The following is a 21,596-nucleotide window of genomic DNA, read 5'->3' as shown; positions in this document are numbered from 1 at the left end:
TTGTGACGAATGGTTTTTAAATCTATTGAAAGAAGGGGTAGACAGGGGACTTGTTATTGTAAATATAACGCAGTGCCGTGCAGGAAGTGTGGAGATGCATCGTTATGAAACCGGATACAAATTGTTGGAGACAGGTGTTATTAGTGGCTTTGACAGTACAACAGAGTGTGCTGTTGCTAAATTAATGTTTCTTTTTGGAGAGGGGCTGACCGCTGATCAAGTGAAAGAACATATGAATTGTTCTTTAATAGGAGAAATAACGATACCCGAAAATGGTTATCTATGAAATAAGAATTAAGTTTATAAAAACATAAATCGATATTAAAAACGAAAGACATGAATACTGAAATTACAGGAAAAACTCGAACTGAAAGCGATTTGATTGGAGCTAAGGAAGTTCCTGACGGTGCTTTATATGGTGTACAGACATTGCGTGGAATTGAAAATTTTTCAATTAGCAAATTCCATCTTAATGAATATCCGTTGTTTATAAATGGTTTGGCTATTACTAAAATGGCTGCAGCTATGGCCAATTATCAACTGGGATTAAACCGAGAAGATAGCATATAAAAATCAAACAGGAAAGGGCGTATTATAGATATGTATATAATACGCCCTTTCTTTTAATATATTTCTTTTGCTATCTTTTGAACACTGTCCGAAGCCATCATCGTATAAAAATGGAGGCTCGGCACACCATGTGCGATCAGGTCTTTACATTGTTGAATACACCATTCAACACCAACTTCTTTAGCTTCTTCGTCGTTTTTACATTTGCGGAGTTCGCAAGCAAAGGCTTCCGGTATGTCGGAACGAAATATTTTAGGAAGTACGGTCAGTTGATTTTTGAATACTATCGGCTTGATTCCCGGAATAATAGGAACAGTAATACCCTCTTTGCGACAGCGTTCTACGAAAGCATAATATTTTTCATTATCGAAAAACATTTGTGTTACCAGATAATCGGCTCCGTTTTTAACCTTTTCTTTCAGGTAAAAGATATCAGATTCCATGTTGGGAGCTTCTTCGTGCTTTTCGGGATAGCACGCCATTCCATACGAAAACGGAGTTTCATTTGCTTCAAATGCCGAACCGTCTATGGCAATTCCTTTATTGAAATTGTTTACCTGCTTCTGTAAATCAGTAGCATGTTCATGGTATTGGTTGGTCTTTTGGTCGGCATCTAACGTTTTTATGTCTCCTCTCAATAATAACAGATCGTAAACACCCAGAAAGTTGAGATCGATTAAAGCATATTCCGTTTCATCTTTTGTAAATCCTTTACATATAATATGTGGCACCGCTGTAATTCCATATTTGTATTGTATGGCAGACGCAATTGCTACAGATCCGGGACGTTTACGGATGTTTACCTTTTGGAGGTTTCCGTCCGATAATGTTTTATATATGGATTCGCTGTGATGGGAGGTTATATTAATGTATTTAGGATTAAATTCCCTGAGTTTATCAATTACGTTGTAAACTTTTTGAATACTATTTCCTTTTAAAGGAGGTAGTATTTCAAAAGAAAAGGCAGTGCTTTTACTGCTTTTTATCAAGTCGATTACTTTCATATTGTGTTTTATTTTGTTGCAAAAGTAATAAATCTTACCTGTTTTTACAATCAAACAGTTTCTTCGTATTCTTTGTCTGTTCGTTCCTGCAGGATAGCGTCGGTATTTGCGATTGCCCAGTCTACAAGATTCTTTAAAAGAGGAATCAAACTATTCCCTCTTTCGGTAAGTTTATATTCGACACGTGGCGGAACTTCCGCATAGATGGTTCGGCTGACTAATCCATCAGCTTCCAATGCACGAAGAGTAACTGTAAGCATACGTTGTGAAATGTCTCCGATACTTTTTTGAATGTCATTGAATCGCATCGTATTGTTGGCATTTAGAGTAATCAGGATAAGCATACCCCATTTACTGCTGAGGCGGCTTATTATGTCACGGATCGGGCAAAATCCCGTAGGGTGAAAATTTTGCATAATTTAACCTGTTCTAATGGATTGTGTTTCAATATTAGTTACTTCAATGTAAGTGACTGACTTTTATGTGCCTTCTTGTTCGCATGAAAGAGTCAGTATATATTTGCGATACAAAAGTAATAAACTTACTATTAATAACTATTGTCTCATCTAATTTTATAATGTTATGGCAAAGCAAGTAGCAGTTTTAGCAGTTAATCCGGTAAATGGATATGGTTTGTTTCAGTATCTGGAATCTTTTTTCGAAAATGGTATTCCATATAAAGTGTATGCAGTTTCCGATGGAAAAAACATACGTACGAATTCTGGTATAATGATCCAGGCTGATGATGTTGTAAAAAATTTAATAGGTCATGCTGATGATTATGATGCTTTGGTATTTTCATGTGGTGATGCAGTGCCTGTATTTAAAGAACATGCTTCGGAAGCATATAATGTAGATTTATTGGCAGTAATTAAAGAGTTTGCAGATAAGGGCAAGTTAATGGTTGGGCATTGTGCTGCTGCACTGATGTTTGAAATAGCCGGAGTGGATAAAGGCAGAAAATTGGCTGTTCATCCTTTGGCTAAGCCAGCTATCCTGAATGGTGTAGCAACGGATGATGCCTTTGTTGCGGATGGGAATTTCTATACTGCACAATGTGAACATTCTGTTTCTTTATTAATGCCAGAATTGATTGAAGTATTGAAATAAAAGTATAACTTTTTTTGTATACGGGGCATTAATACATGTTTGTAGAGAATTGAGATAGGGATACGGCTTATGTTTATAGATGTTTATCTTTGTACGTATTTTTGTGTCATTCTATAGTTTTATTAATATCTTTGCGTTCAATAATCTAATAACGTTATGGAAGAGCAACAGACAGATATGAGATTATTTTCCATACTCTTTGAGAAGTACAAAGAGCCTTTTACCTTGTTTGCCAATTCCTATATACGTGACAGGGTTGTCAGCGAAGACATTTATGTGGAAGCGATGATGCACTATTGGGAGAAACGCCATGAACTTCCATCCGACACGAATATTCCAGCTTATATTCTTACTTCGGTAAAAAACAAGGCATTAAACTATTTACGGCATCTGAATGTAAAAACGGAAGCGGAGGAACTGTTGCTTAGTCATAGTGTCAGGGAATTGAATTTCCGTATTTCTTCCTTAGAATCATGTGATCCTTCAGAACTGTTCACAACTGAAATGCGGGAAATCATCCGTAAGGCATTGGGCGAACTGCCGGAGCAAAGCCGCCTCATTTTCAGGAAAAGCAGATTTGAAAACAAAACTAACCGGAAAATTGCCGAAGAGTTGGACATTAACATCAAAACCGTAGAGTATCATATTTCCAAAACACAAAAAATATTACGTTTACGCTTAAAGGATTATTTACCGCTACTGATCCTTTTAGATTGTTTCTGATTTGTTTTTTCGGCGTTATCGAAAATAGAATTGATTGCTCGTAGTAGTACATGACGGTGGATTTTCATAAAAAAAATCTTTATAGTTTAGGGTATTTCTTGTAAAGCGTGTTATTATAATGAGGAGGAACTAAAACCTCCAATCGGATAACAGTGGAAAAAGAATTATTACATACATATTTCAGAGGGAATACAACTCCGGAAGAAGAGAAGCTGATCATGGACTGGGCGGAAGCATCGACAGAGAACCACCATGAGTACTTGAAAGAACGCATGGTCTGGAATGCGATATTAGTCAACTATAAATCGACAGAAAGCCAGCCCGTTTCCTTCAACCGAAAACGTTCCTTTAATTTATGGAAGTTTGCTGGTATCGCAGCATCCGTCGCATTATTAATTACTCTTTCATGGACATTACTCAATATGCCGTCAGAAGATACGGAAGGTCTGCAAGCTGTCTTGGTTCCTGCCGGACAACGTGTGCAACTTATCTTGGAAGATGGGACTAAAGTGTGGTTGAATTCCAACAGTTCATTTACCTACCCGACTTCCTTCGGTAGCAAATCACGTGAAGTCGAACTGAACGGAGAAGGTTTCTTCGAGGTCACCAAAGATACCCGGAAACCTTTTATCGTAAAGACTAAAAAGTATGACATTAAAGTATTGGGTACGACTTTTAACGTGTATGCCTATGATCACGAAGCTAATACATTCGAAGCAGCCCTGCTCAATGGATCAATAGATGTATCCTCTAAAGCGAATGAAAAAAATCATATCATTCTTAAAACCAAAGGGAAAGTGAGCGAGGTAGACGGTTTATTACGCAAACAGGCAATAGACAATCTCGACCGCTTTAGATGGAAAGATGGCCAGATCTACTTAGATGATGTGCCGTTTGAGACATTGATGGAGAAATTCTCTCTATACTATGATGTACATATCAAAATAGAGAATACCAAAGTATTAAACTATCATTGTACTGGAAAATTCCGGCAAAGCGACGGAATAGAGTATGCATTGAAAGTGTTACAGAAAGACGTAAAATTTTCTTTCGATAGAGATGAAAAAGACAAAACCATTCTCATTAAATAAAATTGTAAATACTAAAGATTCAAATTATGATGGATAGTTCATAAACGTGATACAAAAAGTGTCCGAAGAGAGTGGGGACAATCTTCGGACATAAGCTAACATGAGACTTGCTGCAACTACGACTTTTAAATCTCAGTATTAACCTTTAATCATTTACAAAAGTATGATAAATAATTTATTTCTAATACCTTTTTCAAGTAAAAAACATCTAAAACGAAAGATGAAGATATCCACTTTTCTACTATTCGGGATTGTTTTTTCGCTATTTGCAGAAAACGTAAGTTCTCAAAATGAGAAAATTTCATTGGTCAAGCGAAATACAGCAATTATTGAAGTTCTCAATGAGATCGAGTCACAAACCGATTATTTATTTGTGTACGACAAAAAAAACGTCGATACAAATAAAAATATCTCTATCTATGCGGATAAGGAAACGGTTGCATCCGTGTTGAATAACATTTTTAAAGGGACAAACATTATCTACAAGGTAGAAGGGAGTCATATCATTCTGACTAAAAACAATATATCAACTATTTCTCAGCAGACCGGAAGAAAAATAACAGGAACAATCCTTGATTCGAAAGGCGAACCGATTATCGGAGCGAATGTAGTCGTTAAAGGAGGTGCCAATGGTGCTATTACGGATATAGATGGAAAATTTACGTTAGAAAATATCCGGAAGGGGAATATCATTCAAATTTCGTATATCGGATATGTAACCCAAGAAATCACCTACAATGACCAAACAAATTTACTTATTAACTTAAAAGAAGACTTACAAACTCTGGATGAAGTAGTTGTTGTGGGATACGGTATACAAAAGAAAGTAAATCTGACCGGTTCTGTTGTATCGGTAGATATGGATAAAATAAAAACACGTCAGGTTTCTCAGACTTCAATGGCATTGCAAGGTGCAGTCCCCGGATTGACTATACAGCAAACCAGTGGACAACCGGGAGACGATGGAGGAACTATGCGTATAAGGGGTATTACGACCTTGAATAATCAGGATCCTTTATTATTGGTAGACGGAGTAGAAATGCCGATCAATAGTTTAGATCCCAGTTGGATAGAATCGATATCTGTTTTAAAAGATGCCGCAGCATCGGCCATCTATGGTAGCCGGGCGGCTAATGGCGTTATTTTGGTTAAAACTAAAAGGGCGAGTCAGGAAAGTTTGTCTGTGTCGTATAATGGATGGGTAGGATGGCAATCTGCCACTAAAACACCTAAAAAGGTAAACGCTTTAGACCATATGAGGCTATTAAATGTGGCTAACACCAATGCTGGAATAACGACTAATTTCACGGAAGAGTATATTAATGAATATGCTTCGAAAAGGCTTACTGATCCTGATAATTATCCAGATACGGATTGGCTGGATGAGTTAATGTCGAATGACGGATTTATGCAAAATCATCAAATCATATTATCTGGTGGAACAAAAAAAGTGAAGGCCATTGGCAGTATTGGATATTTAGAACAAAACGGACTTATTGAAAATCTCAAACTCAAACGGTATACGATGCGTTTAAATACAGATTATGAAATTAACCGGAATCTTTCAGCTCAATTGGATATCTTTTTGGGTATGAATAAGCGATATCAACCTTCCCGCACCGGAACGGAAGCTTTTAGATGGGCTATACGTGTACCGGCAACCCAGCAATCCGTATTATCCAATGGACAATGGGGACAAGGATGGAATGGAGATAACCCAGTTGCATTTGCCAAAGATGGAGGGCTTGAGAAGAAAGAAGATCCTTCTGCTATAATAAATCTAGGATTGACCTATAAACCGTTAGACTGGATTGTAGTTCAAGGAAATTATAATGCTAATTATTATCAAAATTTCAGATCTACATTTAATAAAGCTGTCACTTCATATAATCCGGATGGCTCTGTTGCTTACACAAATCCTACTCAGTCATCATTGATTGAATATATACAGAAGGGGCTGACTAATCAGGTAACATTGACAGGTACGGCTTCCAGAAGTTTTGGGAACCATGGTTTTACAATATTATTTGGTTATGAACAAAGACAAATAGAATATACGAATGTAACGGCAACACGTAAAAATTATATCTATCCAGAATATCCTGTATTGAATGCAGGTGGTACGGACGGGCAACTAAATACCGGAACAGGGGGCGAACTTTCTTTACGCTCTTATTTTGGCCGTTTAGGTTATGATTATGCAGGGAAATATTTATTTGAAGCTAATTTAAGATATGATGGGACTTCTCGTTTTGCATCCAATAAAAGATGGGGAGCTTTTCCTTCTTTTTCGGTAGGATGGCGTATTTCTGAAGAGTCTTTTATGGAAAAGATGAAGGGTGTCTTGAATAATTTGAAACTAAGAGCATCATGGGGAAAGTTAGGTAATCAGGATGCTACAGGATATTATCCTTATTTCCAATATGTTTCCTTAGGACTTCCTTATGTATTTGATGGAGTTTCTACTTCCGGAGCCGGAATAACGCAAATGGCAAATAAAGAGTTAACCTGGGAAACCACAACAATGACAGGAGTAGGACTGGATGTTACTTTATGGAATAAATTAAATGTGACAGCCGATTGGTATTATAGAAAAACAAAAGATATTCTTTTTGAAGTAGATATACCTCTATCGGCAGGGGTATCCAAGCCGGTACAAAATATGGCAGAAGTTGAAAATAAAGGATGGGATATAGATGTCTCTTATGCGGATAAAATCAGTGATTTCAATTATAGGATTGCTTTTAATTTATCGGATGTTCGTAATAAAGTAACAAGAGGTAATACACCCCCCGGACTGACTATCATAAGAGAAGGTGCTCCTATAAATGCAATTTATGGCTATGAGGCTATCGGGTATATCCAACCGGAAGATTATAATAGTGATGGAAGCTATAAATATGCAACACAATTTACCGGATTCGCTCCAGGAGATATCAAATATAAAGATCAACTAACGGTGGATACCAATAGCGATGGCATTCCGGATGCCAATGATGGTATTATTAATGATGATGATAAAGTTGTTATAGGAAATCAGATTCCTCGTTTTACATTTGGATTGTCTCTTGCTGCAAATTATAAGGGTATAGATTTCAGTATGCTTTTACAAGGTGTCGGAAAAAGAGATGGGTATTTATACGGACAGGGTATTATGCCATTTTATGTGGGAGGTACAGCCATGGAAATCCATAAAGATTATTGGACAGAAACAAACAGGAATGCTTCCTTTCCAAGGTTGTATTTTAATACTGTGAATAATACCGAGCATTCTTCATTCTGGAAAAAAAGTGCAGCTTACGTACGATTGAAAAATATTCAAATAGGATATACAATACCGAAAGATATTGCTAAAAAGATCTATTTGGATAATGTCAGGTTTTATTTAAGTGGCGAAAATTTATTGACTTTTACTGATTTTTGGGAAGGATATGACCCGGAAGCTCCTGTCGGTATAGGCAATTTCTATCCTATGTGTAAAGTAGTATCGTTTGGTGTACAAGTGAGATTTTAGTTATTCATTAATAATATGATAATGATGAAAAAAATAAATATATATATTTTTAGTTTGTTGCTTATTTTAAGCACATTGTCTTGTGTGGACTTTTTAGATAAAGAACCACTGGACGCTCCCTCGGATGAATCTTTTTTGAGGAATGAAAATGAAATGCAAATGGCCCTTACTGGCTGTTATAATATTCTTTGGACTCAGTGGAATAATATGCCTTTTATGTTTGCATATGATTGTGCATCAGACATAGGATATGAACGAGATGCCAATGATTTGTTAAAAATGGGACAAGGGGCAGGCACTCCTTCTAATAAAATAGCTGCATTATATTGGACAGAGTTTTACGAAGGTATCGCACGTTGTAATTTTTTGATCAACAATATGAATAGAGGCAAAGAAAATGTCCCTCTGGCCGTATATGATAAAATTGAAGCAGAAGCCAAATTTTTAAGGGCTTATTATTACTCCAACTTAATAGAATTGTTTGGGGATGTCCCTCTTATTTTAGATGTAGTATCTTTAGAAACATCTCAAGTAGCGAATACCCCCAAATCGACTACTGTCGATTTTTTATTACAGGAGTTGACAGAAGCGGCAGATATATTGCCGGAAGAACATAAACCTCTTTCCGGTAAAGCTTCAAAAGGTGCCGCATTAGCTTTAAAAGCGCGGATTGCCTTATATAATGAAAGATGGCAGGAGGCGATCTCCGCAGCATCAGGGGTGATGGCAATGGAAGGCGATTTATATGGTTTGGAAGACGATTATTCTCTTCTTTTTAGGAAAGATGGCCAAAGTTCCAAAGAAATTATATTTTCCATTCAATATATGAATCCGGATAAAGTACATACGATGTATCGATTAATAGGTTCACGAACTGCCGGTGGCTTTACAAATAAGAAACCTGCCTATCAGATGGCCGATTCATATGAATGTATAGACGGATTGCCCATTGATAAATCTCCATTATATGATCCTCAAAAACCCTGGGAAAACAGAGATCCCCGTTTATATTATACAATTGCTGTTCCCGGCTCAGAATTTCTAGGATATCAATTTGAAACACATGCAGATAGTATACTAATATGGAATTATCTGACAGAAACCCCTACACGTATAGTAAATAAAGACGCGAATAACAGCAGTAATCCATATTCCACTTATACGGGAATCTGCTGGAGAAAATACGCGAATGTAGAAGACCGACTAACTTCTAATTTATGTGAAACAAATGCTATTGTGATTCGTTATGCTGAAGTTCTGTTAATATATGCTGAAGCGAAAATAAAGGCAGGAGAGATCGATCAGTCGGTATTAGATGCTATAAATAAAGTGAGAAGTCGGGAATCGGTTAAAATGCCAGGTATTACAACAACAGATCCAGTAGAATTATTCTATGCCGTATGTCGTGAACGTAAATACGAATTAGCATCGGAAGGATTCCGGTTATTTGATATCAGAAGGTGGGGAATAGCAGAAGATGTTATGAACCAACCTTTATTGGGAAGGATGAGTAAAGGATATCCGGATCAGCCTCCCAGAATAGATTCATATGGGAATGCTTATTATGATGATAGCATAATTGCTAAACCAGGCGAATCTTCTGAATATAAAATGCGGTTAGTCGATAACCGTACATTTAATCCGAATAGAGATTACTTATGGCCGATTCCTTTGACAGAAATGGAAACGAATGCTGCCATAAAGCAAAATAATGGGTACTAATTAAATGAAGCTAAATATTATGATACAAAAAATGATTAGTTCGTGTTTGTTACTGGTATGTCTTTTTATATCCTGTAATAGTCACGAAACAAATGGAGATATTAAAAAATATGATGTTTGTGTATACGGAGGAACAGCTTCAGGTGTGATCGCTGCATACTCGGCAAAAAAAATGGGGAAATCGGTTGTAATTATTGAACCGGGAAAATATCTCGGAGGAATGACTACAGGTGGCCTGGGAGCTACTGATATTGGAAACAAATTTGCAATAACAGGCCTTGCACGTAAATTTTATCGTGATCTTGGTCGTTATTATGGGAAATTTGAACAATGGAGATTTGCCCCAAGCGCAGCTTTCAAACTAATGGATCAATATGTGAAGGATGCAAATATCGATGTGATTTATTACAGACGCATAGTAGAGGCTAATGTGGTAAATACGGTTATCAAATCTATTGCACTGGAAGATTCCCGGTATCCGGACGAAGGAGAGTTACTTCAAATCGAGGCAAAACAATATATCGATTGTTCTTATGAAGGAGATTTAATGGCAAAATCGGGAGTTTCTTATTTTATTGGTCGTGAAGACAATGGTAAATACGATGAAACATTGAATGGTTCTCAAATGTCAATTTGGCATCAATTCCCTGATGGAGTTGACCCTTATCGTGTTGAAGGAGATCCTGAAAGTGGTTTATGTTGGGGTATTCAAAATCAAAAATTGAATGAGATAGGCAAAGGAGACCAATTGATACAAGCTTATAATTTTCGTTTGTGTCTTTCAGATGATAAAAACAATTCACGTCCTTTTGCAAAACCAGATAATTATGATCCTGATAAATATGAGCTGTTGGCCAGAGCTATGAAGAAGATGGATTCTAACATCGCAAATTATTTGCTTATAAAAGATGTGGGTGTAAACGAAGGCAAATATGATGTGAATAATAAAGGGCCTCTTTCAACAGATATGATAGGTATGAATTATGATTATCCTGATGGGAATTATGAAACAAGAGAACGTATCTGGCAAGAGCATGTAGATTATACAAAAGGATTGATGTATTTTCTAACTCATGATGAACGTGTTCCTATTGAATTGAGAAATGAAGTTTTGAAGTATGGTTGGGCAAAAGACGAGTTTGTTGATAATGGCAATTTTCCAACACAGTTATATATTCGTGAAGCAAGACGAATGAATGGTGAATATATTATGACCCAAAAGAACTGTATGGGAGAAGAATCTGTTGGAGACGCAATCGGTATGGCAGCTTATGGAATGGATTCACACAATTGTCAACGTGTTGTTGTTAATGGTATGGTGAAAAATGAAGGAGATGTGGAATATCATGGTTTTCAACCTTATTTTATTTCCTATAAAAGTATTACTCCAAAGCGCGAAGAGTGTTCCAATTTATTGGTTCCCGTTTGTGTATCTTCTTCACATATAGCTTACGGTTCTATTCGTATGGAACCGGTGTTTATGGTGTTAGGACAATCTGCCGGTGTGGCTGCAACTTTGGCAATAGATCAAAAATGTAGAGTGCAGGAAATTGATGTAACCAAACTTCGAAACATTTTAAAAGACAATCCTTATCTGGATGGCTCTATTGCAGAAATTCTTGTTGATGATGCCGATATCGATAAGATAAGTAGATCAGGTGGTTGGAGTAAACAAATAGGTGCTCATTATAAGAATAGTTTCCTTTGGTCTCCTAATACCGGCGGTAGTTCTCATTTGTCGTTTAAACCGGTTGTAAAGAAAGCAAGTGTTTACGAAGTCTATTTCTATTGTACCAATATTTCAGATGATAGTATGCCTGGTAAGATGGTTTTTGAGATACAATGTAAAGATGGCAAAAAGATGGCAGAGATTGATCCTAGATTGAGTAAAACTTCTTGGGTGAGTCTTGGTAAATACTCGTTCGAAAAAGGATTTGGTGATTCAATAATTAAAATTTTAGGTGATGCATCTACAGGACCTATTTTTGCTGATGCTATATTATTAGTTCCCGTTGAATCAGATAAATAGAATTTTTAATTAAATGAATATGAAAAGATTATTTAATATAGTGCTTGGATTATCTTTTGTGACAATCTGTGCCTTTGCTAAAAATTCTACAGATACATTAAGAGTATTGGCAATAGGAAATAGTTTCAGTATCGATGCAATGGAGTATTTGGATACGATAGCTAAATCTCAGAATAAATGCTTAATATATGGAAACATCATAAAAGGTGGGTGTTCATTAGAACGCCATGCAAATAACATTAAAGAGTCGGTAAAGGAGTATTTTTATATAAAAAGTGTTTTAGGTGAACGAACGACTACAAGAATGGTCAACCTGAACGATTTTATTGATGATGAAAAGTGGAATTGTGTTTCAATTCAACAAGTGAGCCACTTGCAAGGAATGTACGATTCTTATTACCCATATACAAAAGAAATTATTTCTTTTCTTAAAAATGAGTTGAACTGGAATTTTCAAATCTATTTCCACCAAACATGGGCTTATCCGGTTTATTCTGAACACAAAGGTTTTAAGTATTATCATAACGACCAACGAGAGATGCTTGATTCCATAAATGTGAATGTTTCTCGAGTAACCAAACAAGAAAAAATTAAAAAAATATTTTTTTCAGGAAATGCAATCCAATTGCTAAGAGAAACAAATGGAGAATCGGTAAACAGAGACGGTTTCCATCTTAACGTATTGGGAAGATATGCTGCAGCATGCGTATGGTATGAGACTTTGTTTAAAGAATCGGCTTTGAAAATTAAATACAAACCTTCTGAACTATCAGAAGAGGAGGCCTTGGCTGCAAAAAAAGCGGCTCATACGGCTGTTAAGAAGGGATTTAAAGTAAATTTTAGCAAGTAAAATTAGGTATTGCAATTTAAAGTTAAGATTATGAGTACAACACGTAGAGATTTTATAAAGAAAACATCTTTAGCTGCTGCCGGTTTGACTGTTGGTATGGGATTCCCTACGATTGATGCTAAAAAAAGTATTTTGGGAGCGAATGATCGTGTAAGAATGGGATTTATTGGTGTAGGTAATCGTGGTAGCCAGTTATTGGAGGCATTTTTGAAAGTGCCGGATGTTAAAGTAACTGCTTTGTGCGATTTGTATAAGCCTTATTTGTATCGTCAATATGAAAAAGTGAATACTCGGTTCTTCTTACCTAAAGGACGTCCGGTTCCTAAAATGAATGAACAGTTGGATTCGAATGTTGCAAGATATGAGGATTATCGTAAATTGTTGGATGATAAAGATGTAGATGCTGTGTGTATTGCAACACCAGACCATTGGCATGCTTTGCAAGCGATAAATTCAGTGGACGCCGGTAAGGATATTTATTTGGAAAAACCGGTTTCAATGACTGTTTATGAAGGCAGAAAGATTGTTGAAGCAGTAAAAAGAAACAATCGAGTTGCTAGTGTTGGATACGTTAGACGTTGTTCGGCTTTATATAATAAAATTCCGGAGATTATTAAAAGCGGTAAAATAGGAGAAGTATCAATGATTTCATCTCATTACTTTAGCAATATGACTCCGAATGGTATTGGCAGAATGAAGCCGGAACAGCCTCCTAAAGATTTTAATTGGGATATGTGGTTAGGCCCGAAACCTTATAGAGAATATCAATACAATATTGCTCCGTATATGTTCAGATGGTGGAAAGATTATTCTTCTCAGATAGCGAATAATGGTTCACACTATATTGATGTTGTTCATTGGCTCGTAGGAGAAAATGCTCCGGTAGCTATTACAGCACTAGGAACGAATCATATTATCAAAGATGATAGAGATATTCCTGAAAATATGGAAATTACCTATGAATTTGCTTCAGGGAAAATATTTAATTTCAGAGTTTGCGAAACAGCAACTGCTCCTGGATTAAAATTTGGTAATATTGAAATCATCGGAACAAAAGGCTGTCTCTATTTAGGAGATGCAGGTTATAGATTGTACCCTGCTCGTCCCGGACAGTTCCAAAACTGGGAAAAACCTTTTGAAGCTGAAGAGTATGATGCTCCAAGAGAAGATTTGGCATTGAAGCATGTTACTGATTTTATAGATTGTGTTAGATCGAGAAAAACTCCGGTTTCTTCTATTGAACAGAGTTATCGTTCTTCATCTTTTGCTTTATTAGCAAATATAGCATTGGAAGTTAAACAAAGAATTATTTGGGATCCAGTAGCTGAGCGAATAACAAATTGTGATAAAGCCAATGATTTGTTGCATTACGAATATAGAGAACCATGGACTTTATAACTAATTAATTAGATACTCTACTGTCTGGGATTGGGAAATCAAGACAGTAGAGTTTAATTTGCAGAATTATGAATAGACGGTTTTTTATGAAGGAGTTGAGTGCTATAGCTGCAGGAATGATAGGTTCCAATGGGATGTTTAGTAGTTGTAGTACAAATCAGGCAATCAATAGGAAAATTAAGATTTCAAATGCCAATTTAAAAGTAGAAAGGGAACCTTTGATTCGTCCTTTAGGATTTAAAGGAGGTTTTATAAATGAGTTGTGGCAATCCGTTTGTTGTTTGACAAGTGAGTCTGGCATACGAAAAATTGGAACGGGTACACAGAGTATTTTGTGGAGTGATTCGTCTGTTTTTGTAAAGCATTCAGAAAGTGAAGGCAATTCTTTAATGTTGGCTATAACAGAAAGAGCTCTGAGTCTCATAAAAGGCAAAATGTTTCGATCTCCCATTGATTTGTTAGATTCTATTTATGATGAGCTTTATGATTACGGGAAGAGTATAACCGGGAATCCTAATTTAAAAAAAACCTTTGTATTGAATTCTTTGGTTTGTGTTGATAATGCAGTTTGGTTGTTGTATGCTGCTGAAAATGGTGTAACTCTTTTTGATGATATGATTCCGGGTAAATACAAAAAAGCTTTTTCATTCAAACACAAACAATTAGCAATTACTCCGTTGATATCATACAATGTATCTCCTGGAGAAATCCTGAAGATTGTTTCTGATGGCCATTTCTTCTTGAAAATTAAGATTGGGCAACCCGGAACACAAGATGAGATGTTAAGAAAAGATTGTGAACGGATAAGTCTGATCCATAAAACAATTGGGAAAACTTCTACTCCATATACCAAAAATGGAAAAGTTCTGTATTATTTCGATGCTAACGGAAGGTACGAGTCGAAAGATACCTTATTACGATTCATTAATCATTTGCGTAAAATAGGTGCTTATGAGCAAGTGGCAGTAATTGAAGAGCCTTTTCCAGAGAATAATGAAATAGATGTTCATGATATAGAACTTAGAATTGCAGCTGATGAAAGTGCTCATACCGAAGAAGATGCTCTTATTCGTATCGGAATGGGATATAGGGCGATTGCATTGAAAGCGATTGCAAAAACCGTAAGTATGAGTATTAAAATCGCTAGTGCTGCATACGAAAACAACATTCCTTGTATTTGTGCTGATCTAACAGTTTCGCCTCTATTGGTTGAATGGAATAAGAATTTTGCAGCTCGATTGTCTCCGTTTCCGGAGTTGAATTCTGAGATGGGATTGGTAGAAACAAATGGAAATCAAAATTATAAGAATTGGAATTTGATGCAAACATACAGTCCTTCATTCGAAAAAAAATGGACAAAAATGAATCAAGGAATCTTTAATTTGGATGAAGAATTTTTCTTATCGGGTGGAGGTGTTTTTGGTGATTCTAAACATTATAATAGCTTATTTGAAATAAAAAAATTAAGTTGTAGGCCTTAATGATAGATTGTTTTTTTTGTAGAATAATAAGATCACTCCCAATCTCTGTCCCTGCATTATCTTTAAAGAGATTATTTGGTAAACGGATGGCAGAAATAAGATCGGCACGGCTAAATAATTCCTGTCGTATTGTTTTATTTTTAGTTGCTGTACGATAGGAGTATTCTCTCTGATAAGTTTATGCAGGTCTAATACCAAAGGAAATAGTTCGAGGTCGGATTTAGCCCTGTGGATATTATCGGATTGTTCTTTGACCGGATTTAAAATAATTTTTTCGTTAGAAAATACTCATGGAAATGCTTGCTTATGATTGCATAAGAAATTGAAACTGGATAACAATGCAAATCCGGTTATGTTTTTCAAGGCATGTCAAAGTTTGTATTAGCTTACCAACCTTAATTATCCACTTGGATAGAGGCTTCTATTAATAGGGAATATTTAAATTACTAATTTTTCCTGTATGCATTTTCGTCAATTTGTAAGACATACATAAATCCTAACTTTTCTGTGCAATCAGGAAGTTTGTCTACGAGTCTTTTTTGATGGCTTTCTAAATAACCTCCCGTATTCATATCCCATAATTCCAAAGCAGACAAACATCCTAAAGATGGTGTAAGCGGAAAATATGGTTCTTCTCTGAAGAAATATGGATCAATGGTAGAACCGTGTACAATAATCTCACTGCGCCCAACTTTTCCTGAGAGATAAGCTTGCCATAATATAGGTATTTTGCAAATACTGGCAGGCCACATGTTTTCATAGACCTTTTCAGACCAATTGTTTGCTGTGTTATTCCATTCTTTTACAGAAGATTCATAAGGTAATTCTGTTACTAAAGTTGTTGTAGGGCCTATAAAATTATTTGAACTGACAGATTTTTTTATTATTTTGAAAACTCCGCAAGGTGTGTTCCCGTTTGTGAAATAAGGTAATATATTATATGCAGAACGTGCTAAATATGATAGACATTCTTTTCCTTTTAACGTAGAATCTCCAGGAGCTAATATATAGACTTTGGCAGGGATATTCCGGTCTGCTCTGGTTAATACGATTAAATGATATTGTATAGGATAATTTTGTTTTATATAAGAAATACACTCTTGAAGTTGGTTATTGGAAAGTTCCATTTGGTAGGCGGATTCATTAATCTGTTCTTTTATTAAAGACCAGGTTTTATCATCATAAACAGTATTGTTAGTGTCAACATTATCACATTTTTGGTGTAAGATTGAATATGCTAATAAAGAAAGTTTGGGTTGATTTTCCTTTATTGCTTTATTTAAAATAAATCTTTTTTCAGAGTATGGATATTCGGCTAGAACAGCAAGTAAAGCATATTTGTTTTCCATGGATAGATTATCATAATTTGCAATTAATTTATCCAAAAGGGAATCTACATTAATACCCTTAAAATTAAATGCAGAAGTTATCCACAAAGCTTTAGATAAACTATTAGGATTATCTGTTTCTGCATCTGATATGGCTTTTTCACACATTTGCCTGAATTCTATCCTTTGTTTGAGTTTTGTTTGTTCTGCTATAGTCTGCGCATTTATTGTCAGGCTAATAGTTGCGAATAAAAAAATCCTATTAAACTTCTTTTTATTATTAAGTATTCTATATCTGCTTTAATCTTGTACATGGTTTTTTTACTTTATATATTTAAACAAAGCGGCAAGTTAATAAAAATAGGAGAATGAACTAAACTAAATTAATTATTTTCAAATAAACAGTTTGGAATGGTAAAATATATGGTTTTGAGGATGAAGTAATAATACTTATTTGATAATATTGGCTTAGTTCTATAAAATGATATTTTTTCCATTTTTATTTAAAACTTCCTCTTCCGCTGTTTGTCCAACCGGCTACACCGCTTAACGTGATGTTGGGATAGAAGTAAGCACGTGCTTCGTTGGTGGCATAGAAGGCTTGTGTTAATGCTGCTTTGGCATCACGCTTTGCATTGGTCAATTTACCGAAAATGTCGATCTCCCAACTGGCAGAGGCGGCTAATTGATAGCTTTTAGCAGTCTTGCTTCCGTCAAAATTACTCAATGTTCCTTGCGGAGTGAGAGATAAAGAGGGCAAATGCCAATCTTTTGCAGGCTCAAACTTGGATACGGCGTATTTTTTCTTGCAGATATGTTGGTGTTTCTGTTTATACAGTTATTAAATACATATTATAAAGAGGAACATTTGGTAGCCTTCTTTCGGTAAGTTCTTTAAAAAGCATAAAGGTGTTTCACCTTTGGAGTATAGGACGAGTATAAAGGCTTCGGATATTAGTTAGCTTTATTTAGTTTTATAACTATGAAAAAAAAGTTTCATTAGTATAAAACTTTTTTTTCATAGTTATAAAAATTTGAAGGGGAAGTTATTTGTTTATGTATGCTATTACATAAAACAGACTTTTGATACATCTCCTTATAGCATTCTTCATAGCCACTGGTTCATGAATCCATCCATTTCCGTAGCGTGAGCTTCCAGACTCTGCAGTAGCTTGAATTGTGCTTTGGTGCGGATCAGATTGTGTTTTGGGCTGTGTATTTTATAATAGGTATCACCGTTTATATAGTCTGTCAGGAAGCGAACAGTCTGCATATAGGTGAGCAAACGTCCGCCATAAGGCAATAATTTGATTTCCTTCGGAGTTAGGAATGATTGGGCTGTTTCCATATATCCACGGGTATAAGCCTTGAAGATTTCCAGATTTACTTCTACGTTATCCGGATTTTCATCGTCTTCGGCTCCGGTATTAGCTCCCGTACGGATAAAATCGCCTATATCAGATAGAACAAATCCGGGCATTACAGTATCCAGGTCTATTACGCAAAGAACTTTGTCTGTTGCAGCATCAAACATCATATTGTTTACTTTTGTATCGCAATGGTTTGTACGTTTTTTCAATTTACCTTCGCGATAAAGCCGTTCCTGTATGCACATGGCTTCGGCACGTTTCTCTACTTCATCTACAATATCTTTCACTTCGTCCAGACGGTTTGCTGCATTAGCCTTGATTGCATCGTGAAACTGTTGGAGGCGAAACTCCATGTTGTGAAAGTTGGGAATGGTTTCTCCTAATGTTCCTTCGGGAATATCGGCAAGCATGGATTGGAAATCACCGAATGCTTTCCCTGCTTCATAGGACAGTTCGGGTGTAACTTCTTCGTAACTTTTACTGCCGGGAATGAACAGGCATACACGCCAGTAGCTATCTCCATCAAAATAGTATAATTTTCCTTCTTTGGTTGGCAAGAAAGTCAACACCTTACGGTCTATATCGTTTTCCCCTTTGGCCTCCAGTTTTTTGCGGATATGTGAAGTAACTGTGTGTATGTTATTTTGCAACATATCCACGTTTGTGAAAATCAGGTGGTTTATACGTTGCAATACGTATTTGATTTCTCCTTTTTCGTTTGTTACTTTTAGCGTATCGTTAATGTGTCCGTTTCCGAAAGGTTCGGCGGAAACTACCTTTTCTGCCAGTTGAAACTGACCAAGGATGTTTAGTAATTGTTCTTTCGTTTTTGTCATGGTATTATTTTCAATTAATATAGCTTTAAAAGCACAAATATACAAATATCGCTGAAAAGGCAAGGTTTTTTATATTGATAATGGCATTTGCCTGTTCTGCAAAAGATAAGTTTATGTTCTGCAAAAAGTGCCGGGTACTATGGTGAAGAATTTAATTGGTGAATGATAAAAGAAAAGGGTTGCCATTTTAAATGACAACCCTTTTCTTTATCGTTATAAAACGAAGTTTTTTATTTTTTGCGGTTACCGTAACGGCTCATGAACTTATCAACACGTCCTGCTGTATCCACCAACTTAGACTTACCAGTGTAGAACGGGTGAGAAGTGTTTGAAATTTCTATCTTTATCAACGGATATTCAACACCATCAAGTACGATAGTTTCTTTTGCGTTGATAGTAGAACGAGTGATAAATGTATCCTCGTTAGACATGTCCTTGAATACTACAGGACGATAATTTTCAGGATGAATACCTTTTTTCATTGCTTTCTTATCTATATTTAATTTATGTTCTTATCTGTTTGGTAACCGGTAAATTGGCTTGCAAAGGTATGGATTAGAGTTGAACAAACAAAGAAAATCTTATTTTTTTTCTCTTCTATTTGATTTTGTGTTATTTTATATGTTTAATAGCATAATAGTATTCGGATAGTTATTATCTTTGTGGGAAATTTTCAATCATTAACGTAATAACATATACTACAATGGTAAATTACAAAGAACTGGGTCTTGTAAACACAAAAGAAATGTTTGCAAAGGCTATTAAAGGCGGATATGCAATTCCTGCTTTTAACTTCAATAACATGGAACAAATGCAGGCTATCATCAAGGCTGCAGTAGAAACAAAATCTCCGGTTATCCTGCAGGTATCTAAGGGTGCACGTCAGTATGCAAATGCAACATTGCTTCGTTACATGGCTCAGGGTGCTGTAGAATATGCAAAGGAATTGGGTTGCCCGAATCCTCAGATTGTTCTTCACTTGGATCATGGTGATACGTTTGAAACTTGCAAAAGCTGTATCGACTCAGGTTTCTCTTCTGTAATGATTGATGGTTCTCATCTTCCTTACGAAGAAAACGTTGCTTTGACAAAGAAAGTGGTAGATTACGCTCATCAGTTTGATGTAACTGTAGAGGGAGAACTTGGCGTATTGGCTGGTGTAGAAGATGAAGTTTCTGCAGACCACCATACATATACAGACCCTGAAGAAGTAATCGATTTTGCTACTCGCACAGGTTGCGATTCTTTGGCTATCTCTATCGGTACTTCTCACGGTGCTTATAAGTTTACTCCTGAACAGTGCCATATCGATCCTGCTACAGGTAAGATGGTTCCTCCTCCATTGGCATTTGAAGTATTGGATGCTGTTATGGAAAAACTTCCGGGATTCCCTATCGTTCTTCACGGGTCATCTTCTGTTCCTCAGGAAGAAGTTGAAACTATCAACAAATTTGGTGGTAACCTGAAGGCTGCAATCGGTATTCCAGAAGAATGGCTGCGTAAAGCTGCTACTTCTGCAGTTTGCAAAATCAATATCGACTCAGACTCTCGTTTGGCTATGACTGCTGCAATTCGTCAGACTTTTGCAGAAAAGCCAGCCGAATTCGATCCTCGTAAATATCTGGGTCCGGCTCGTGACAATATGGAAAAATTGTACAAGCACAAAATTATTAACGTATTGGGTTCAAACGATAAGTTGTAATTTGAGCAAGACAGGAGGCTTATAGCTTTCCTGTATACTAAAATAATGAACAGGTTGTCTGATAAATTTCAGACAGCCTGTTTTTGTTTTATTAGTTAGGGAGGGTTGCGGTAATCCTTGATTATTTGCTTTCGAAAAATGTAAAATAAATGTAGAGATAATAATTTATATCTTTGTGCAGGATTAATTAAATGAGCTAAATTTATAATGTGATGAGAAAAGTTGGATTATTAATTATTGCAATGTTTGTTATGTTTGTGCCATGTACAATGTATGGTCAGTCAATCAAAGATATATTAAATTCTTCAGCTGTTAAGGGAGCAGTTACTGCTGTTACCGGAGGCAAGAAATTAACAATTGAGAATTTGCAAGGAAAATGGATTTACGAGAATCCTGCGGTTCAATTGACAGGTGATAATGCTTTGAAGAATGTTGCAGGTAGTTTTGCTACTAATGAAGTTGAGAAGAAAATGAAGGAATATTGTGCAAAGATTGGTATAGTTGAAGGTGTTTTTAATTATACTTTTAATTCTGATTCAACATTTACTAATGCACTGAGAAAGGGTACACTTAATGGAAAATATTCTTTTAACGAAGATGAAAAAACAGTTTCATTTCATTATTCGCTAGGTAAAAAAAATAAGCTTTCGGTTATTACACTTACTGCACATGTGGTTCTTTCGGGTGACGAACTTACTTTATTATTCAATGCAGATAAACTTTTGAAGTTCCTTTCAACTGTTTCTGCAATATCAGGGAATACGACATTGCAGACTATTAACAAACTTGCGGAGCAATATGATGGAATGTTATTGGGATTTGATTTGAAGAAGTAGAAAAGAATAACGATAGTAGAAAAACAAAAAAA

16 protein-coding genes and 3 pseudogenes are annotated in these 21,596 nt (G+C 35.9%); 13 read left to right on the top strand and 6 right to left on the bottom strand.

What is annotated here, in order from left to right; all coding sequences use genetic code 11:
• Together CTY47_RS14610 and aspA are read left to right on the top strand one after the other, a co-directional pair.
• Positions 1 to 286: pseudogene (locus tag CTY47_RS14610) on the top strand (L-asparaginase 1); the annotation flags it as partial.
• A gap of 50 nt (positions 287 to 336) precedes the next feature.
• Positions 337 to 549: pseudogene (gene aspA / locus CTY47_RS14605) on the top strand (aspartate ammonia-lyase); the annotation flags it as partial.
• A 74-nt stretch (positions 550 to 623) separates the two neighbouring features.
• On the opposite strand, the gene metF reads toward aspA, so the two are convergent.
• Both metF and CTY47_RS14595 read right to left on the bottom strand, forming a co-directional pair.
• Positions 624 to 1,574: a methylenetetrahydrofolate reductase [NAD(P)H] gene (gene metF, locus CTY47_RS14600; protein WP_099465508.1), complete on the bottom strand. Its 951-nt coding sequence runs from the start codon at positions 1,572 to 1,574 to the stop codon at positions 624 to 626.
• A gap of 50 nt (positions 1,575 to 1,624) precedes the next feature.
• Positions 1,625 to 1,990, bottom strand: a complete 366-nt coding sequence (locus CTY47_RS14595; RefSeq protein ID WP_099465507.1) for a winged helix-turn-helix transcriptional regulator — start codon at positions 1,988 to 1,990, stop codon at positions 1,625 to 1,627.
• Positions 1,991 to 2,156: 166 nt separating this feature from the next.
• On the opposite strand from CTY47_RS14595, the gene CTY47_RS14590 reads away from it, so the two are divergent.
• The 9 genes from CTY47_RS14590 to CTY47_RS14550 all read left to right on the top strand — a co-directional run bounded on the left by CTY47_RS14590 (position 2,157) and on the right by CTY47_RS14550 (position 15,492).
• Positions 2,157 to 2,684 carry a DJ-1/PfpI family protein gene (locus CTY47_RS14590; RefSeq protein ID WP_099465506.1) on the top strand — a complete coding sequence of 176 codons (528 nt, stop codon included), beginning with the start codon at positions 2,157 to 2,159 and terminating at the stop codon, positions 2,682 to 2,684.
• Between the two features lie 156 nt (positions 2,685 to 2,840).
• Positions 2,841 to 3,407, top strand: a complete 567-nt coding sequence (locus CTY47_RS14585) for an RNA polymerase sigma-70 factor (protein WP_199163436.1) — start codon at positions 2,841 to 2,843, stop codon at positions 3,405 to 3,407.
• 152 nt (positions 3,408 to 3,559) lie between these two features.
• A complete protein-coding gene (locus CTY47_RS14580) occupies positions 3,560 to 4,498 on the top strand; it encodes a FecR family protein (protein WP_099465505.1) in 939 nt (312 codons plus the stop codon).
• A gap of 220 nt (positions 4,499 to 4,718) precedes the next feature.
• Positions 4,719 to 8,012, top strand: coding sequence for a TonB-dependent receptor (locus CTY47_RS14575; RefSeq protein WP_158228544.1), 3,294 nt, complete (start codon positions 4,719 to 4,721; stop codon positions 8,010 to 8,012).
• A gap of 21 nt (positions 8,013 to 8,033) precedes the next feature.
• The gene (locus CTY47_RS14570) at positions 8,034 to 9,734 is read left to right on the top strand and encodes a RagB/SusD family nutrient uptake outer membrane protein (RefSeq protein WP_158228543.1); all 1,701 of its coding nucleotides are present in this window, start codon (positions 8,034 to 8,036) and stop codon (positions 9,732 to 9,734) included.
• Positions 9,735 to 9,753: 19 nt separating this feature from the next.
• The gene (locus CTY47_RS14565) at positions 9,754 to 11,763 is read left to right on the top strand and encodes an FAD-dependent oxidoreductase (protein WP_199163435.1); all 2,010 of its coding nucleotides are present in this window, start codon (positions 9,754 to 9,756) and stop codon (positions 11,761 to 11,763) included.
• A gap of 19 nt (positions 11,764 to 11,782) precedes the next feature.
• Complete coding sequence (locus tag CTY47_RS14560; RefSeq protein ID WP_158228542.1) at positions 11,783 to 12,613, top strand: DUF4886 domain-containing protein; 831 nt, start codon at positions 11,783 to 11,785, stop codon at positions 12,611 to 12,613.
• A gap of 30 nt (positions 12,614 to 12,643) precedes the next feature.
• Positions 12,644 to 14,011, top strand: a complete 1,368-nt coding sequence (locus CTY47_RS14555; RefSeq protein ID WP_099465501.1) for a Gfo/Idh/MocA family oxidoreductase — start codon at positions 12,644 to 12,646, stop codon at positions 14,009 to 14,011.
• 116 nt (positions 14,012 to 14,127) lie between these two features.
• Positions 14,128 to 15,492 carry an enolase C-terminal domain-like protein gene (locus CTY47_RS14550; RefSeq protein WP_199163434.1) on the top strand — a complete coding sequence of 455 codons (1,365 nt, stop codon included), beginning with the start codon at positions 14,128 to 14,130 and terminating at the stop codon, positions 15,490 to 15,492.
• A gap of 446 nt (positions 15,493 to 15,938) precedes the next feature.
• Here CTY47_RS14550 and CTY47_RS14545 read toward each other — a convergent pair whose 3' ends face one another.
• The 4 genes and pseudogenes from CTY47_RS14545 to CTY47_RS14530 all read right to left on the bottom strand — a co-directional run bounded on the left by CTY47_RS14545 (position 15,939) and on the right by CTY47_RS14530 (position 19,508).
• A complete protein-coding gene (locus CTY47_RS14545) occupies positions 15,939 to 16,988 on the bottom strand; it encodes a hypothetical protein (RefSeq protein ID WP_099465499.1) in 1,050 nt (349 codons plus the stop codon).
• A gap of 430 nt (positions 16,989 to 17,418) precedes the next feature.
• A pseudogene (locus CTY47_RS14540) lies at positions 17,419 to 17,583 on the bottom strand (TolC family protein); the annotation flags it as partial.
• A 345-nt stretch (positions 17,584 to 17,928) separates the two neighbouring features.
• Entirely contained in the window at positions 17,929 to 19,026 is a 1,098-nt protein-coding gene (locus tag CTY47_RS14535; protein ID WP_099465498.1) for a phosphotransferase enzyme family protein, read from the bottom strand.
• A 230-nt stretch (positions 19,027 to 19,256) separates the two neighbouring features.
• A complete protein-coding gene (locus CTY47_RS14530; protein WP_099465497.1) occupies positions 19,257 to 19,508 on the bottom strand; it encodes a type B 50S ribosomal protein L31 in 252 nt (83 codons plus the stop codon).
• A gap of 221 nt (positions 19,509 to 19,729) precedes the next feature.
• Here CTY47_RS14530 and CTY47_RS14525 point away from each other — a divergent pair, with 221 nt between their 5' ends.
• Positions 19,730 to 20,728: a class II fructose-bisphosphate aldolase gene (locus CTY47_RS14525; protein WP_099465496.1), complete on the top strand. Its 999-nt coding sequence runs from the start codon at positions 19,730 to 19,732 to the stop codon at positions 20,726 to 20,728.
• A 212-nt stretch (positions 20,729 to 20,940) separates the two neighbouring features.
• Entirely contained in the window at positions 20,941 to 21,564 is a 624-nt protein-coding gene (locus CTY47_RS14520) for a DUF4923 family protein (protein WP_099465495.1), read from the top strand.
• Positions 21,565 to 21,596 lie beyond the last annotated feature (32 nt).

Source organism: Parabacteroides provencensis, assembly GCF_900232875.1.
Lineage (GTDB): Bacteria > Bacteroidota > Bacteroidia > Bacteroidales > Tannerellaceae > Parabacteroides > Parabacteroides chinchillae.
This window is presented reverse-complemented; position numbering and strand designations above follow the sequence as displayed.